This is a genomic window from Streptomyces sp. NPDC092370, from assembly GCF_044755265.1.
Classification (GTDB): Bacteria; Actinomycetota; Actinomycetes; order Streptomycetales; family Streptomycetaceae; genus Streptomyces.
The window spans coordinates 82,899-98,322 of sequence record NZ_JBIVQO010000016.1; the positions used below are offsets into that span (position 1 = coordinate 82,899).

The window sequence follows — 15,424 nt, forward strand, 5'->3', positions numbered from 1 at the left end:
AGAACAAGGGAACCCTCAATGAACCGCTTCTCCAGACACCGCCGTCTGACCGCCGCAGCCCTGACCGTCATGACCGTGGCCGCCGGTGCCACCGCCTGCGGCTCCGGCTCGGGCAGCGCCGACTCCAAGGGCGCGGACAGCGGCACGTACACCATCTGGGACCCATACCCGCAGTTCGACAAGACCTCGGCCTGGGCGAAGCTGCTGGATGACTGCGGCACCAAGGCCGGCGTTAAGATCAAGCGGACCGCGTTCGACACCAGCGACCTGTCGAACAAGGCCCTGCTGGCGGCGCAGCAGGACAACTCCGCCGACGTGCTCATCGTCGACAACCCGGTGGTGTCGACGCTGGCCGAGGCGGGCGTGCTCACCAGCACCGACGAGAACAAGCTGGACACCTCGAAGGTCGACCCCAACCTGCTCGCGGCCGGCCAGTCGGGCGGCAAGACGTACGGCATGCCGATCGGCGCCAACACCCTCGCGCTCTACTACAACAAGAAGGTCCTGAAGGACGCCGGGGTCGACGTCGCCTCGGTCAAGGACTGGAAGTCGCTGACGGCGGCCCTGGACAAGGTCAAGAAGGCCGGCAAGAAGGGCATCACCTTCTCCGCCATCGGCACGGAGGAAGGCAGCTTCCAGTTCCTGCCCTGGTTCTGGGGCTCCGGTGCGAAGCTGACCGAACTCGACTCGGCCGATAGCGTCTCCGCGCTGAAGCTCTGGACCGACTGGCTGAAGAAGGGCTACGCGCCCAACTCGGTCATCAACAACACCCAGACGACCAGCTGGCAGGAGTTCGCCGGCGGCGACTACGCCTTCGCCGAGAACGGCACCTGGCAGCTCGCCAACGCGAAGAAGGCCGGCTTCGACTACGGCGTCCTGCCCATCCCCGGCGCCGACGGAGGCAACGCCGCGGCCCCGACCGGCGGCGAGTTCGTCACCCTCCCCGTCCAGGGCGACACCGGCCGCTACGCCACCTCCCAGAAGCTGGTGTCCTGCCTGACCAGCAGCGAGAACCTGTACGACACCGACACCACCCTGTCGTACGTGGCCCCGACCAGTGAGGTCCAGGACAAGCAGGTGGCGGCGAACGTCGAGCTGAAGCCCTGGGTGGAGGCGGTCAAGGCCGCCAAGGGGCGCACCAGTGACGACCTGGGCACCAAGTACCCGAAGATCTCCGAGCAGTTGTGGAAGGCCGTCCAGTCCGCCCTCAGCGGCTCCAAGTCACCCAAGGACGCGCTCACCGCGGCTCAGGAAGCCGTCAAGTAAACCGTCAGGCAACCGCGACCCAGGGCCTTTGATGAAGCGCACGACACAACCGCCGGACCCCCGGCCGGTGCGTGACCGGAACGGGGCGGCGGCCATCGCCGCCCCGCCCCCGGCCCCCACCGCCCCCCGGCGCCACCGCCCCACCTCCCAGCAGTGGGCTGCCTGGGCCTTCCTCGCCCCGGTGACGCTCTACCTCGTCCTCTTCTACGCCTATCCGCTCTACCGCAACCTCGATCTGAGCCTGCGCCACTACACCGTGCGCTCCTTCGTGCAGGGCGACGCCCCGTTCACCGGCCTCGCGAACTACCGGACGGTCTTCGACGCCCCGACCTTCGGCCCGGCCCTGACCCACACCGTGGTGTTCACCATCGTGTGCCTGTTCTTCCAGTACGCCATCGGTCTGGCCCTCGCGGTCTTCTTCAACCAGCACTTCCAGCTCTCCGCGACCCTGCGGGCGCTGTTCCTGGTGCCGTGGCTGCTGCCGCTGATCGTGTCGGCGTCCACCTGGTCGTGGATGCTCAACAGCGACTCCGGCATCGTCAACGCCGCCCTGCACGCGCTCGGCATCGGACCGGTGAACTGGCTGACCTCACCGGACTGGTCGCTGACCTCGGTGATCATCGCGAACATCTGGATCGGTGTCCCGTTCAACCTGGTCGTGCTCTACAGCGGCCTCCAGTCGATCCCTGGCTCGCTGTACGAAGCGGCGGCCCTCGACGGCGCGAGCGCCTGGCGACGCTTTTGGAGCATCACCTTCCCGCTGCTGCGCCCCGTCTCCGCGATCACCCTGCTGCTGGGCCTCGTCTACACGCTCAAGGTCTTCGACATCATCTGGATCATGACCAAGGGCGGCCCGGCCGACTCGTCCACCACCTTCGCCACCTGGTCCTACCAGCTCGGCTTCGGCAACCTCCTGCCCGCCTTCGGCCCCGGAGCGGCCGTCGGCAACCTGCTCGTGGTCGCCGCCCTGGTCTTCGGCCTGGTGTACCTGAGGGTCCAGAGAAAGCAGGCACTGGCATGAACGACCTGCCGCGCGGGTTCCGCGGTACGGGGAAGACCGCCTTCGGGCTGGCACTCACCGCGGTCATGCTCTTCCCGGTCTACTGGATGCTCAACGTGTCCTTCACCCGCGACCAGGACATGCGCAAGTCCCCGCCCGACCTGTTCCCCGTGGACGGCACGCTGGACGGCTACCGTGCCGTGTTCGACCAGCAGTTGCCGTACCTGGGCACCAGCCTCGTCGTCGGTCTCGGCACGGTCGCGCTGACCGTGGCGCTGGCGGCGCCCGCCGGATACGCGCTGGCGAAACTCCGCCCCCGCGGCGGGGGAGTCCTCAGCTTCCTCTTCCTGGTGGCCCAGATGATCCCCGGCATCATCATGGCGATGGGGTTCTACGCCATCTATCTCCAGCTCGGTCTGCTCCAGTCCGTCCCCGGCCTGATCGTCGCGGACTCCACCCTGGCCGTCCCCTTCGCGGTGCTGATCTTCACCGCGTTCATGTCCGGCATCCCCGGCGAACTGCTCCAGGCCGCGCAGATGGACGGAGCCGGGCCCCTGCGCACCTTCCGGTCCGTGGTGTTGCCGATGAGCCGCAACTCGGTCGTCACCGTGTCGCTGTTCGCGTTCCTGTGGTCGTGGTCCGACTTCGTCTTCGCCAGCACCCTCGCGAGGGGCGGCGCCTACGAGCCGATCACGCTCGGCATTTACCACTACATCGGCAACAACAACCAGGAGTGGAACGCCATCATGGCCACCGCCGTCGTGGCCTCGCTGCCCGCCACGGTGATCCTCGTCCTGGCCCAGCGCTATGTCGCCGCCGGCGTGACGGCCGGAGCCGTCAAGGACTGACCACCACGCGACCCCCGTCGGTCACCCCTGCTGAAGAAACGAGTCACACCACATGACCGCCGCCCGATCCGGCCCGGCCTTCTCCATCCACGACATCCCGTTCAGCACGCACGGCTCCTGGTTCGGCATCTCTCCCGTGCTCGCGGAGAAGACCCGGGCCGAGGACCTCCACCTCGTCTCGCACCAGAACGGCATGCACGCGATCCTGCGCTTCACGCCCCTCGACGCGACGACGGGCGAGCGCGCGGGGACCCGCGTCGAGGCGACCGCGGGCCTGCTCAGCTGGACCGGTGAGCAAGGGCGTGTCCGTCTCGCCTACGCCTCGCCGGACACCGTCCGCCTGCGCGGCGAAGGACTCGGCCTGCGCGTCGACGCGGCGGCGGACACCCTGACCCCCTTCACGGGCACCTACTTCTACCGCGACCCGGTGGACAGGGCGTACGTGTTCACCTCGTACGAGACCGGGCGCCGTTACCGGGTCACCGTGCTCGCGGGTGCCGTCGCCGAGGTGTCCGGCAGTCAGGCCCTCGGTACCGGCGCACGAGGCGTCACCGTCACCGCGGACCCTGGCGGAGTCTGGGAAGCGGCGATCGAGGAACTGGACAGCGCACGTCTGCCCTACACGTCCGCGGAGACGTTCGACGCCGTCGTGACGGCCGCGGAGCAGGCCTTCGCCGCGTTCGTCGACGCGGTGGCCCCCTGGCGCTCGTCCGCCACACCGGCCGCCGAACTCGCCGCGTATGTGGTGTGGTCGGCGACGGTCCGTCCGACGGGGCTGGTCACCCGGCCCGCGGTGCTGATGTCCAAGCACTGGATGGACAAGGTCTGGAGCTGGGACCACTGCTTCAACGCCCTCGCGCTGGCGCCCGGTGCCCCCGCCCTGGCCTGGGACCAGTTCTGCCTGCCGTTCGACCACCAGGACGTCACCGGTGCCCTGCCCGACTCGGTGACCCACTCCGAGGTCCTCTACAACTTCGTCAAACCGCCCATCCACGGCTGGACCCTCTCCCACCTGCGCAGACGACTCCCCGAACCCCTCAGCCAGGCCGAACTCGCCGAGATCTACCGCAGGTTGGCGCGGTGGACGGACTTCTGGCTCACCGCCCGCCGCGCGCCCGGCGCCGCCCTGCCCCACTACCAGCACGGCAACGACAGCGGCTGGGACAACGCCACGACCTTCGACCCCGAGCGCGTGATCGTCACCGCCGACCTGGCCGCGTTCCTCACCCTCCAGCTGCACGAACTGGCCGTCCTGGCCACCGAACTGGACCTGCCCGACGAGGCCCGCCGCTGGACCCGCACCGCCGAGGCGACCCAGACCGCGATGCTGGACGAGCTGTGGACGGACGAGCGGTTCGTGGCGCGCGGCGTCGACACCGCCGCGACCTGGAGCACCTCCAGCCTGCTGGACCTGATGCCGATGGCCCTGGGCGAGCACCTGCCCGAGCACATCGGCAAGACCCTGGCCGCCCGGATCGAGACCCACCTGACCTCGTACGGCCTTGCCACCGAACTGCCCACCTCACCCCACTACCTCGCCGACGGCTACTGGCGCGGCCCCATCTGGGCCCCCGCCACCATCCTCATCGAGGACGGCCTGCGCCGCGCCGGCCACCACCACCTCGCGGACCAGATCAGCGCCCGCTTCCGCGCCCTGTGCGAAAACCACGGCTTCGCCGAGAACTTCGACGCCCTCACCGGAACCGGCCTGCGCGACCGTGCCTACACCTGGACCGCCGCCGCCTACCTCCTCCTCGCCGAAGCCCACACACTCCGGCACACCGCACCCGCCCCGGCCGCGCACACCGGCGGCTGACCGACCCCCTGGGCACCCCCCTCCGCCCAGGCAGCACCCACCCCTCCCCAGGAGACCCGCCATGCACGACGCACCTCACTCCCTTCCCCGATCCGCACGCACGAGCAGACTCGCCCGGACGGGAACCCACCCGCGCACGGTCACCGCGCTCGCAGCCCTGCTGGCGTCGGTCGCGGCCGTCACCCTTCCCGGCACGTCGGCGCAGGCCGCCGACACGACCGTGGCCGTGGACTTCGCCACTGCCGGGGGTGCCCCCACCTACCGTGCCTCCGGCACCATCTATGGAATGTCCGAGAACGGCTCACTGCCCCAGGAGCACTTCTACAAGGACATCAAGTGGAAGTTCATGCGGGCCGGCGGCGCCCAGCTGGACAACCCGGGCGGCTGGGTCGCCGGCAAGTACGACCGGCGGTGGAACTCCACCCTCGCCCAGTACAAGCGCACCAAGGCCCTGGGCGGCACCTTCGTCATCCTGCCGCACGACCTGTGGGGCGCGGACGGCACCACCAGCCCCACCTACCCCGGTGACAGCGGCGACTGGTCCCGCTTCGACGCCTTCTACGACCGTCTGCTCGCCGACGCGCAGGCGGCCGGCATGACCGACATCCAGTGGGACATCTGGAACGAACCCGACTGGACCCCCTTCTGGGACCGGACCCAGGCCCAGTACCTGGAGATGTGGAAGCGTGCCTACCAGAGGATCCGCGCGGTCTTCCCGAACGCGGTCGTCGTCGGCCCCAGCAGCGCCTTCAAGCCCGGGTCGAACGGCTCGGCCTGGTGGGACAGGTACCTGGACTACGTCAAGGCCAACAACGTCGAACCGGACATCTACAGCTGGCACAACCTCCCCGGTGACCCGGTCGCGGACGCGGCGGCGGTCAGGGCCAAGCTCGCCGCCCGGTCGATGACGACGAGCCGTCCGTTCCAGGTCAACGAGTACGAGAGCCCCACCGAGCAGAACCCGGGCCGCGGCGGCTGGTACATCTCCCGCCTGGAGCGGGCCGGCGCCGACGGCCTGCGCGCCAACTGGGCATCCGCGAACAACCTGCACGACTTCCAGGCGAAGCTGCTCACCAAGAACAGCGCCGGCCAGTACCTGCCGCTCGGCGAGTGGTTCCTCTACCGCTACTACGGCTCCCAGACCGGCAACACCGTGAAGGTGACGGCCGGTACGAACACCGACGCTCTGGCCACCAGGGACAACACGGCCCGCAACGCCAAGATCCTGCTGGGCAGCAACGGCAACACCGGCAACGTCACCGTCGCCCTCAACCGGCTCGACACCACCTCGGTCGTGGAGAACGGCCGGGTCCGCGCGATCGTCCAGCGCATACCGAACAACAACGGCGGCGCGGTGACGGGTCCGGTCACCGTCTCCGACCAGACCCTGACCGTCAGCGGCGACTCGGCTTCGGTGAGCGTGCCGTGGACGAACGCCACCGACGGCTACACCGTCACTCTGCTCCCGCCGTCGAACACCACCGTCTCCACCGTCGCCGTCGCTCAGCACAGCGGCCAGTGCCTGGACGACACCAACCTGTCCACCGCCAACGGCACGCAGTACCAGCAGTATTACTGCGAGGGCGGCTACCAGCAGATGCTGGACTTCAAGCCGGTCGCCGGCCGGGCGAACACCTACACCATCGTCAATGAGCACAGCGGTAAGTGCCTGGACGTCTCCGGCGCCTCCACGGCCGACGGTGCCGCCGTCATCCAGAACACCTGCAACGGCTCGACGAACCAGATGTTCACACTCAAGCCCGTCACCGCGCTCGGCAACAGCAAGGACTACCAGCTGGCCGCCGTCCACAGCGGCAAGTGCGTCGACGTCAGCCAGATCTCGACCGCCGCCGGAGCCAAGATCCACCAGTGGACCTGCGACCCGGAGAGCGCGCTGACCAACAAGAGGAACCAGATCTGGCGCCTCCAGGGCATGGGCTGACCCACACCACACCGAGAGAACCACTGACCGGCTGTCTCCCCCCGGGGGGCGGTCCAACCCGGGCCGTCCCCCCCACTCACAAAGGAGCCGCAGTATGAAATCTCGCTGGACACGTCCCAGATCCGCATCCCGCACCGGACGCCGAGCGACCTCGTCCGTGGCCGTCCTCCTGGCCGCCCTGGCCACGACCCTGGTGCCCGCCGGCCCGTCGCAGGCCGCCGACACCAGCGTCATCGTCGACTTCTCCACGGCCGAGGGCGCCCCCACCTACCACGCCTCCGGCACCATCTACGGGATGACGCCGGATGCCTCACTGCCGCAGGACCACTTCTACAAGGACATCAAGTGGCACCTGATGCGGGCCGGCGGCGCGCAGCTCAACAGCGGCGGCTACGGCACCAGCCTCGCCGCCTACCAGACCCGCTGGAACTCCACCCTCGCCCAGTACAAGCGGACCGTCGCCCTCGGTGGCACGTTCGTGCTGCTGCCGCACGACCTGTGGGGCGCCGACAGCACCACCACGCAGGCCTGGCCCGGTGACAACGGCGACTGGACGAAGTTCGACGCCTTCCTCGACCAGCTCATCGGGGACGTCAAGGCCAACAACATGACGGTCGACTGGGACCTGTGGAACGAGCCGGACAACGCTCCGTTCTGGGGGCGGACGCAGAGCCAGTACCTCGAGATGTGGAAGCGCGCCTACCAGAAGGTCCGGGCCGCCTTCCCGAACGCGGTGACCGTAGGGCCCAGCACCTACCGGAGCCCCGGCGGGGCCGCCTCGACCTGGTGGAACACCTACCTCGACTACGTCAAGGCCAACAACGTCGCCCCGGACGTCTACAGCTGGCACGCCCTGCCCGGAGACCCGGTCTCCGACGCGAACGCGGTCCGCTCCAAGCTGTCGGCCCGGTCCCTGACCACCAGCCGGCCCTTCCAGGTCAACGAGTACGCCAACACCAACGAGCAGACCCCGGGCCGCGGCGCCTGGTACATCTCCCGCCTGGAGCGGGCCGGAGCCGACGGCCTGCGCGCCAACTGGGCCATGGGCAGCAGCCTGCACGACAACGAGGCGAACCTGCTGACCAAGAACAGCGCGGGCCAGTACCTGCCGCTGGGCGAGTGGTTCCTGTACCGCTACTACGGCTCCCAGACCGGCAACATCGTCAAGTTCACCCAGGGCACAGGTACCGACGGCCTGGCGACCAAGGACAACACGGCCAAGAACGCCAAGATCCTGCTCGGCAGCAACGGCAACACCGGCAACGTCACCGTCAACCTCAACCGGCTCGACACCACCTCGGTCGTGGAGAACGGCCAGGTCCGTGCCGTCCTGCAGCGCATCCCCAACAACAGCGGTGGCGCCGTCACCGGCCCAGTCACGGTCTCCGACCAGACCCTGACCGTCAGCGGCAACGCCGCTTCGCTCACTGTGCCCTGGACGAACGCGTCCGACGCGTACACCGTCACGCTGCTGCCGCCGTCCAACACGACGGTCTCCACCGTCGCGGTGGCCCAGCACAGCGGCCAGTGCCTGGACGACACCAACCTGTCCACCGCCAACGGCACGCAGTACCAGCAGTACTACTGCGAGGGCGGCTACCAGCAGATGCTGGACTTCAAGCCGGTCGCCGGCCGGGCGAACACCTACACCATCGTCAATGAGCACAGCGGTAAGTGCCTGGACGTCTCCGGCGCCTCCACGGCCGACGGTGCCGCCGTGATCCAGTACACCTGCAACGGCTCGACGAACCAGATGTTCACACTCAAGCCGGTCACCGCGCTCGGCAACAGCAAGGACTACCAGCTGGCCGCCGTCCACAGCGGCAAGTGCGTCGACGTCAGCCAGATCTCGACCGCGGCCGGAGCGAAGATCCACCAGTGGACCTGCGACCCGGAGAGCGCGCTGACCAACAAGAGGAACCAGATCTGGCGCCTCCAGGGCATCGGCTGACCCACGCCCCCGTCCCCCATGGGGGCTCCCGGCCGGCCACAGCCAGGATCCCCCACCGCCGAGCTCACGCGCACCGAGAGAACCGCTGACCGGCTGTCTCCCCACCACCCGGGGGGCGTTCCGACCCAGCGCAGGTCGCGTAGAGGATCACGCCGATCGCGAGCGGCAGCAGCGGCTGGAGCTTGGGCTCGGCGCCCAGCAACCGGAACCGTACGAGGCCGGTCACCGCGATCGGCAGCACGACACCGAAGGCCAGTCCGAGGACCAGCTCCAGTGCGATCTTCCCCAGGGACGCCTCGGCGTGCCCGGAGGTCGGCCCGGCCGCGGCGATCAGGATCAGGACGACGGGCAGGGCGAGCCCGTCGTTGATGCCGCTCTCCACGTTGAGCAACTGCCGCAGCTTCGCCGGGACTTCCTTGCGCCCCACGATCGCGGAGGCGAACACCGGGTCGGTGGGCGCCAGCACGGCACCGACGAGGAAGGACGTCGTCCAGGGAGACCCGGTCCTGAGGGAGGTGGAGCGGGCGCTGATCGGCCGGTTCGGTGACCGCAGCATCCTGCTGACGACCAAGGACGGTCGGCTCGTGTGCATCGCGCCCGGAGACCAGAGCGAGGTCCTGGCGTACTTCGCCAAACAGGCGTTCGCGGTCACCGGGGGCGGTCAGGTGGCGATCGGCCGCCCGCAACCGGGTGCGGCAGGCGTCGTCCACTCCTACGAGGAGGCCCTGAACGCCCTGGACCTGGCCGAACGCCTGGAACTGGACGAGCCTGTGTTGCGTGCCTCCGAACTTCTCGTCTACCCCGTCCTCACCCGGGACCGCCAGGCCATGGCCGATCTGGTCGAGAGCGCCCTCGGCCCGCTGCGCCAGGCCCGTGGGGGCGCGGGACCGCTCCTGGACACCCTCACGGCGTACTTCGACTCCGGTTGCGTGTCCGCGGAGGCGGCCCGTCGGCTGTCACTGAGTGTGCGTGCCTTCACTTACCGCCTCGAACGCATCCACAAGCTGACCGGCGCCGACCCGTCCGACCCCGTGCATCGATACACGTTGCAGACCGCGGTGATCGGGGCCCGCCTCCTGGACTGGCCGGCGAAGTCCTTCTGAGAGCCGTCCTGGATGGTGACCGGTCCCGCCGAGCGAACTGAGCCCCTGTTTCACACACCCGCGCCGGCAGGGACGCAGCGCCGTTCACGCAATGCCGTCGCTGTGATGAGTAAGGCCGACGGCGATGATCGTGATGATCGTCGTCCTCTGTGCCGTCGGCATGAGAGGACGGTCACAGGACTGTGGAGGCCGGTCATCAGACCGCGAGCTCCGCCGGGCGCGCGTCCGGCTTCACCGGGCGACGGCGCGGTGGTGGCCAGGTCATGCGCTGCCCGCTTCGGTGCGCTGGTAGATGTCGGGGATGCCGTCGGCGTCGTGGTCGATGTTCTCCTCCTCGTACAGGCGCCGGTAGACGGCGTTCCTGCGGCGCAGGAGCAGGGCGGCCAGCAGGGCGGCGGCGAGCGAGGCGATCAGGACGGCGGCCTTGACCGGTTCGCCGACGGCTGTCCCGGGGAAGGCGAGTTCGCCGATGAGCAGGGCGACCGTGAAGCCGATTCCGGCCAGGGTCGCGAGGGCGAGGACATCGGCCCAGGTCAGGTCCGGGTTCAGCCGAGCACGGGTGAAGCGGGCGGCGACATAGGTCCCGGCGAAGACGCCGAGGATCTTGCCCGCAACCAGTCCGGCGATCACTCCGCGGGGTTCGGGGGTGGTGAACACCTTGCCCAGCGCGTCGCCGGAGATGCTGACTCCGGCGGCGAACAGCGCGAACAGGGGCACGCACAGGCCGGCCGAGAGGGGGTGCAGCAGGTGTCCGGTGCGTTCTGCGGGAGATTGATCCTCTCCCTTGTCGCGGACGGTGCGCAGGATCAGGCCCATGGCGACTCCCGCGACGGTTGCGTGGATGCCGCCGTTGTACAGCAGCGCCCAGATCGCCGCTCCGAGCGGCACGTACCACCACCATCCCCGCACCCGGCGCCGCTGCAGGACGTAGAAGACGCCAAGCCCGGCGACCGCCCCGGCCAGCGCCCCGTAGTTGAGGTCCGAGGTGAAGAAGAGGGCGATGATCAGAATCGCGCCGAGGTCGTCGACCACCGCGAGGGTCAGCAGGAAGGCCCGCAGGGCGGTCGGCAGGTGGGTGGACATGACCGCCAGGACAGCCAGGGCGAAGGCGATGTCGGTGGCCATCGGCACGGCCCAGCCGTCCATGCTCCCTCCGCCGGCCGTGACCGTGACGACGTAGAAGGCGGCGGGGACGGCCATGCCGCACGCCGCGGCGATTACGGGCAGCGCCGCCGTCGCCGGGGTGCGCAGCGAGCCGACGACCAGTTCCCGCTTCAGCTCGATCCCGGCTACCAGGAAGAAGACGGTCAACAGTCCGTCGGACGTCCAGTGGCCGACCGAGAGGTCCAGGCCCAGTGCGGGTATGCCGAAGTGGAAGTCGCGGATCGTGGTGTAGGCGCTGCTGAGCGGAGTGTTGGCCCACACCAGCGCGACCACCGCGGCGGCCAGCAGGACGAGGCCGCCCACGGTCTCGGTGCGCAGGGCCCGGCCCAGTGCCTGCCGTTCCGGCCAGGGGGGAAGTCCGAGGAACGGAGTACGGGGCGGGGTGGCGGCCAAGGGGGCGAACCTCCGGGGTGTCGGCGAAATGGGCACACGGCCCTATGGACGCCGACCAGACTTCCCGGCACACCCCGCGCCCTTCTTGGCGCGTTCTTCACACCCTAACCGCAGCAAGTCCACCGGCCCAGCCCACCTCGTCTGCCGCGAGCGGGCAGGCAGCGAACTCGGCGAGGTACTCGGGCAAGGCACCGGTGCGGACGGGGTACACGCGTGGCTCGAGATTGATCGCGTCTGGCAGGAGGTCACAGTGACGCTTTCGGACGTGGTCTACGTCTGTCTGGGCTTGGGGGCGCTGGGGGCGGCGGTGCTGCCCCGGGTGGTCTCCAAGCGGCCGTTGTCGCTGCCCATGGTCTTCCTCGCCGCAGGGGTGCTGATCCAGTTGCTGCCGGTGGGCGTGCCGGCCGTGGATCCCGTTCGCGATCGTCTGTGGGTCGAGCACACCACCGAGGTGTGTGTGATCGTGTCGCTGATGGGCGCGGGGCTCGCCATTGACAGGCCCTTCGCCTGGCGCCGGTGGTCCGGCACGTGGCGGTTGCTGGGCATCACGATGCCGCTGACCGTGGCGGTCGTCGCCCTGCTGGCCTGGGGGCTTCTCGACTGGCCGCCCGCCGCCGCCCTGCTGTTGGGTGCCGTGCTCGCGCCCACGGATCCCGTGCTGGCCGGTGAGGTGCGTGTGGGCGAGCCGCTCGGTACCGAGCGCGACGAGGACGAGGTGCGGTTCGCCCTGACCAGTGAGGCCGGCCTGAACGACGGACTGGCCTTTCCGTTCGTCTACGCGGCCATCGCCCTCGCCGCGGCGGCCGGGACGGGATGGTCGGCGGAATGGATCGGCTCGTGGGCGTTGACCGACCTGCTGGGCAAGTGCGCTGTGGGGCTGGCGGTAGGAGGCGGTGTCGGCTGGGTGCTGGGGTGGCTGTTCTTCCGCGTGCGCACCTCGGAGTTGCGGTTGTCCGAGCACATGGAGGGCTTCGTGGCGCTGGGGGCCACCTTCGTGTCGTACGGCATGGCCGAGGTGTTTCACGGATACGGCTTCCTGTCCGTGTTCGTCACTGCCTGCGTCATAAGGGCCGCCGAGCGTAGTCACGGCTATCACAAGGTGCTGCACGAGTTCACCGAGCAGATCGAGCGGTTGCTCACTGCCGTGCTGTTGTTCCTGCTCGGCGGATATCTGGTGGCCGGCGGCTTCTCCGCCCTGACGGTGCCGGGTGCGGTGCTGGGCGTGCTGGTGCTGCTGGTCGTACGGCCGCTGACCGGGTGGTCGGCACTGGTACGGACCACCATGGGGAAGAAGGAGCGTGCCGTGGTCGCCCTCTTCGGGATCCGGGGCATCGGGTCGCTGTTCTACCTGTCCTATGCGCTGGGGCAGGACTCCTTCGGCGGTCTGGCACGGGAGCTGTGGGCGATCGTTGCCCTGACCGTGGTGATCTCCGTGGTGCTGCATGGTGTCATGGCGACCCCGGCCATCGGCTACCTGGACCGGCGGCGCTACGGGAGGGAGCTCGATGGGCGGTCGTAGGCGACAGGCGTACGGGCCCGTACTCACCAAGGCGCGAGGTGAGCACGGGCCCGTACAGGAGCCGGGCCGCCGGGGGGCGGTCAGACGGTGGTCTTCACCGGCTCCTGGTCTTCGTCGCCGTCCGTGGTCTCACCGGCGTTGCGGGCGCGGACGAACTCCAGGAAGGAGCTGAGCTCGCGCTTGACGACCGGTGCGAGGAGGTACAGGCCGATGATGTTGATGACGGCGAGCATGAAGAGCACCGCGTCGGCCATGTCGATCAGGGTCTGCAGGGTCAGCAGCGAACCGGTGACGGCGAACAGCGTGTAGACGATCTTGTATGCCAGCTCGCTGACCTTGCTGCGGCCGAAGAGGTGGGTCCAGGCCTTGAGGCCGTAGTACCCCCACGTCAGCACGGTGGAGATGGCGAACAGCATCACGGCGACGGTGAGGATGTACGGGAACCAGGGCAGGACCGTCTCGAAGGCGTCGGAGGTGATCGTGACGCCGCCGATGGACTTCCCGGCGCGGGCCTCGGCCCAGCTGGCCGGGTTGGCGATGACGATGGTCAGCGCGGTCATAGTGCAGATGACGACGGTGTCGATGAACGGCTCCAGCAGGGCGACGAGCCCTTCGCTGGCGGGGTGCTTGGTCTTGACCGCGGAGTGGGCGATGGGGGCGGAGCCCAGACCGGCCTCGTTCGAGAACGCGGCTCGCTTGAAGCCGATGATCAGCGCGCCGAGCACACCGCCGGCGACGCCCTCGGGGTTGAAGGCGCCCTCGATGATCGTGCCGATGGCGGCAGGGACCTCGGTGACGTGGACCAGGATGACGACGAGGCAGACCGCGATGTAGATGCCCGCCATGGCGGGCACGAGCTTGCTGGTGACGTTGGCGATGGAGCGGATGCCGCCGAGCAGCACGATGCCGACGAGCGCGGCGACGAGGATTCCGAAGAACAGGGCGCCGGCGGAGGAGCCCATCAGGCCGTCCTCGCCGCCGGTGACGCTGACCAACTGGGCGTAGGACTGGTTGACCTGGAAGAGATTGCCGCCGAACAGGCCGAAGAAGAGGATCATGAAGGAGGCGAGGACCGCGAGGACCTTGCCGAGCTTCCTGCCGCCCGAGCCGAAGCGGTCGGCGAGACCCTTGGGCAGGTAGTGCATCGGGCCGCCGGAGACGGTGCCGTCGGGGTGCACCTCGCGGTACTTCACGCCGAGGGTGACCTCGACGAACTTCGTGGCCATGCCGAGCAGGCCGCACAGGATCATCCAGAACGTGGCGCCGGGGCCGCCGATGGAGACGGCGACGGCCACACCGGCGATGTTTCCGAGGCCGACCGTGCCGGAGACGGCGGCGGTCAGGGCCTGGAAGTGGTTGACCTCGCCCGCCGACCCCTTCTCGTCATACTTCCCGCGCACCACGTCTAACTGGCAGTAGTGGCCGAAAGTGCCAGCGCGCGGTATCAGACCGTTATACGGAGCCCTGGTTCCGTTCATCGGACACTTATCGAGAAGGCGGCCGTGCTCACGGAAGCCGCCATGACGTAAGACTTTCGTCATCCGCGCCGGAGCCCACGCCGCCTGCGTGGCCGGTTGAATGGCACAGACGGGCAGTCACTCAGGAATCGAGGCGGACATGGGGCGTGGACGGAAGACGCGGGGCAGGTCGTTGGTCATCGGGGTGCTGGTGATGGCTGTCGCCGGGGTGGGCTTGGGGTTGTACTGGTTCCAGCCGTGGAAGCTGTGGCAGGACGAAACCGTGCAGGAGGCACTGCCCGGCGTCGTGGCCCCGGCGGCGCCTCCGGCCCAAGCGCCCTCCGCGTCGCCTTCCCCGGCTCCCCGGCCCCGCACGCTGGCGGGCGGCGAACTGATCAGCCACGAGCACGCCACCTCGGGCAGCGTGAAGCTCGTACGGCTCCCCGACGGCTCCCATGTCGTACGGCTGGAGGACCTCGACACGAGCAACGGCCCGGATCTGCGCGTGTGGCTGACCGACGCGCCGGTGAAGGAGGGGCAGGCCGGGTGGCACGTCTTCGACGACGGCGCGTACGTCAGCCTCGGCAAGCTCAAGGGCAACAAGGGGAGTCAGAACTATGCCGTGCCCGCCGACGTCGACCCGTCCCGGTACACCAGCGTGAGCATCTGGTGCGACCGCTTCGACGTGTCCTTCGGCGCAGCCGAACTCGCTCGCACCTGACGTTCCACGACGGCGCGTGGGAGATCCTCGGCGGGCCGGTCCAGCAGCCGTGCGCCGATCGCGCGGTCTGCCGCACGCAGCGGCGGGCGGATTTGCCGGGCCGGCACCGGTGAGTTTGTGGATGCGTTCCAGCCGGTAGGCCAGGGCCCGCACGCCGAGGGTGAGGCGGCGTGCTGTCTGGGCGGCCACGCAAGAGATGCCGCGGCAGTGAGCTCACAGCCGTCACAGTGGCTGGAGGGGAAGG

Annotated in this window: 10 protein-coding genes and 3 pseudogenes; 9 read left to right on the top strand and 4 right to left on the bottom strand. The window is 69.1% G+C overall.

The genetic code is table 11. The features are described from left to right. The first annotated feature begins 18 nt into the window (after positions 1 to 18). The 6 genes from ACIQHQ_RS34055 to ACIQHQ_RS34080 all read left to right on the top strand — a co-directional run bounded on the left by ACIQHQ_RS34055 (position 19) and on the right by ACIQHQ_RS34080 (position 8,823). Positions 19 to 1,266: an extracellular solute-binding protein gene (locus ACIQHQ_RS34055; protein WP_402619644.1), complete on the top strand. Its 1,248-nt coding sequence runs from the start codon at positions 19 to 21 to the stop codon at positions 1,264 to 1,266. Positions 1,267 to 1,297: 31 nt separating this feature from the next. Further along, the gene (locus ACIQHQ_RS34060) at positions 1,298 to 2,287 is read left to right on the top strand and encodes a carbohydrate ABC transporter permease (RefSeq protein ID WP_402619647.1); all 990 of its coding nucleotides are present in this window, start codon (positions 1,298 to 1,300) and stop codon (positions 2,285 to 2,287) included. Then, complete coding sequence (locus ACIQHQ_RS34065; protein ID WP_402619650.1) at positions 2,284 to 3,114, top strand: carbohydrate ABC transporter permease; 831 nt, start codon at positions 2,284 to 2,286, stop codon at positions 3,112 to 3,114. The genes ACIQHQ_RS34060 and ACIQHQ_RS34065 overlap by 4 nt, the downstream gene beginning before the upstream one ends. Positions 3,115 to 3,166: 52 nt before the next feature. Continuing rightward, positions 3,167 to 4,930, top strand: a complete 1,764-nt coding sequence (locus ACIQHQ_RS34070) for an amylo-alpha-1,6-glucosidase (protein WP_402619653.1) — start codon at positions 3,167 to 3,169, stop codon at positions 4,928 to 4,930. 61 nt (positions 4,931 to 4,991) lie between these two features. Beyond that, positions 4,992 to 6,872 (top strand): RICIN domain-containing protein, encoded by a 1,881-nt coding sequence (locus tag ACIQHQ_RS34075; RefSeq protein WP_402619656.1) that lies wholly within the window; start codon positions 4,992 to 4,994, stop codon positions 6,870 to 6,872. Positions 6,873 to 7,029: 157 nt separating this feature from the next. Then, a complete protein-coding gene (locus ACIQHQ_RS34080) occupies positions 7,030 to 8,823 on the top strand; it encodes an RICIN domain-containing protein (protein WP_402619659.1) in 1,794 nt (597 codons plus the stop codon). Positions 8,824 to 8,887: 64 nt separating this feature from the next. On the opposite strand, the gene ACIQHQ_RS34085 is transcribed toward ACIQHQ_RS34080, so the two are convergent. Further along, positions 8,888 to 9,289, bottom strand: coding sequence for a cation:proton antiporter (locus ACIQHQ_RS34085; protein WP_402619661.1), 402 nt, complete (start codon positions 9,287 to 9,289; stop codon positions 8,888 to 8,890). A 25-nt stretch (positions 9,290 to 9,314) separates the two neighbouring features. Here ACIQHQ_RS34085 and ACIQHQ_RS34090 point away from each other — a divergent pair. After that, positions 9,315 to 9,926, top strand: a pseudogene (locus tag ACIQHQ_RS34090) (PucR family transcriptional regulator); the annotation flags it as partial. 261 nt (positions 9,927 to 10,187) lie between these two features. Here ACIQHQ_RS34090 and nhaA read toward each other — a convergent pair. Further along, positions 10,188 to 11,483, bottom strand: a complete 1,296-nt coding sequence (gene nhaA / locus ACIQHQ_RS34095) for a Na+/H+ antiporter NhaA (protein WP_402619664.1) — start codon at positions 11,481 to 11,483, stop codon at positions 10,188 to 10,190. A gap of 250 nt (positions 11,484 to 11,733) precedes the next feature. Here nhaA and ACIQHQ_RS34100 point away from each other — a divergent pair, with 250 nt between their 5' ends. After that, positions 11,734 to 13,002, top strand: coding sequence for a cation:proton antiporter (locus ACIQHQ_RS34100; RefSeq protein ID WP_402619667.1), 1,269 nt, complete (start codon positions 11,734 to 11,736; stop codon positions 13,000 to 13,002). An 80-nt stretch (positions 13,003 to 13,082) separates the two neighbouring features. Here the strand turns inward: ACIQHQ_RS34100 and ACIQHQ_RS34105 are convergent. Continuing rightward, positions 13,083 to 14,411: pseudogene (locus tag ACIQHQ_RS34105) on the bottom strand (alanine/glycine:cation symporter family protein); the annotation flags it as partial. A gap of 208 nt (positions 14,412 to 14,619) precedes the next feature. Here ACIQHQ_RS34105 and ACIQHQ_RS34110 point away from each other — a divergent pair. Beyond that, positions 14,620 to 15,180, top strand: coding sequence for a DM13 domain-containing protein (locus ACIQHQ_RS34110; RefSeq protein WP_402619670.1), 561 nt, complete (start codon positions 14,620 to 14,622; stop codon positions 15,178 to 15,180). Between the two features lie 20 nt (positions 15,181 to 15,200). On the opposite strand, the pseudogene ACIQHQ_RS34115 reads toward ACIQHQ_RS34110, so the two are convergent. Then, positions 15,201 to 15,372 (bottom strand): annotated as a pseudogene (locus ACIQHQ_RS34115) (helix-turn-helix domain-containing protein); the annotation flags it as partial. Positions 15,373 to 15,424 lie beyond the last annotated feature (52 nt).

Coding starts and splice junctions, on each gene's coding strand:
- ACIQHQ_RS34065 (WP_402619650.1), top strand. CDS start 2,284: ATGAACGACCTGCCGCGCGGGTTCCGCGGTACGGGGAAGACCGCCTTC.
- ACIQHQ_RS34055 (WP_402619644.1), top strand. CDS start 19: ATGAACCGCTTCTCCAGACACCGCCGTCTGACCGCCGCAGCCCTGACC.
- ACIQHQ_RS34110 (WP_402619670.1), top strand. CDS start 14,620: ATGGGGCGTGGACGGAAGACGCGGGGCAGGTCGTTGGTCATCGGGGTG.
- ACIQHQ_RS34060 (WP_402619647.1), top strand. CDS start 1,298: ATGAAGCGCACGACACAACCGCCGGACCCCCGGCCGGTGCGTGACCGG.
- ACIQHQ_RS34075 (WP_402619656.1), top strand. CDS start 4,992: ATGCACGACGCACCTCACTCCCTTCCCCGATCCGCACGCACGAGCAGA.
- ACIQHQ_RS34070 (WP_402619653.1), top strand. CDS start 3,167: ATGACCGCCGCCCGATCCGGCCCGGCCTTCTCCATCCACGACATCCCG.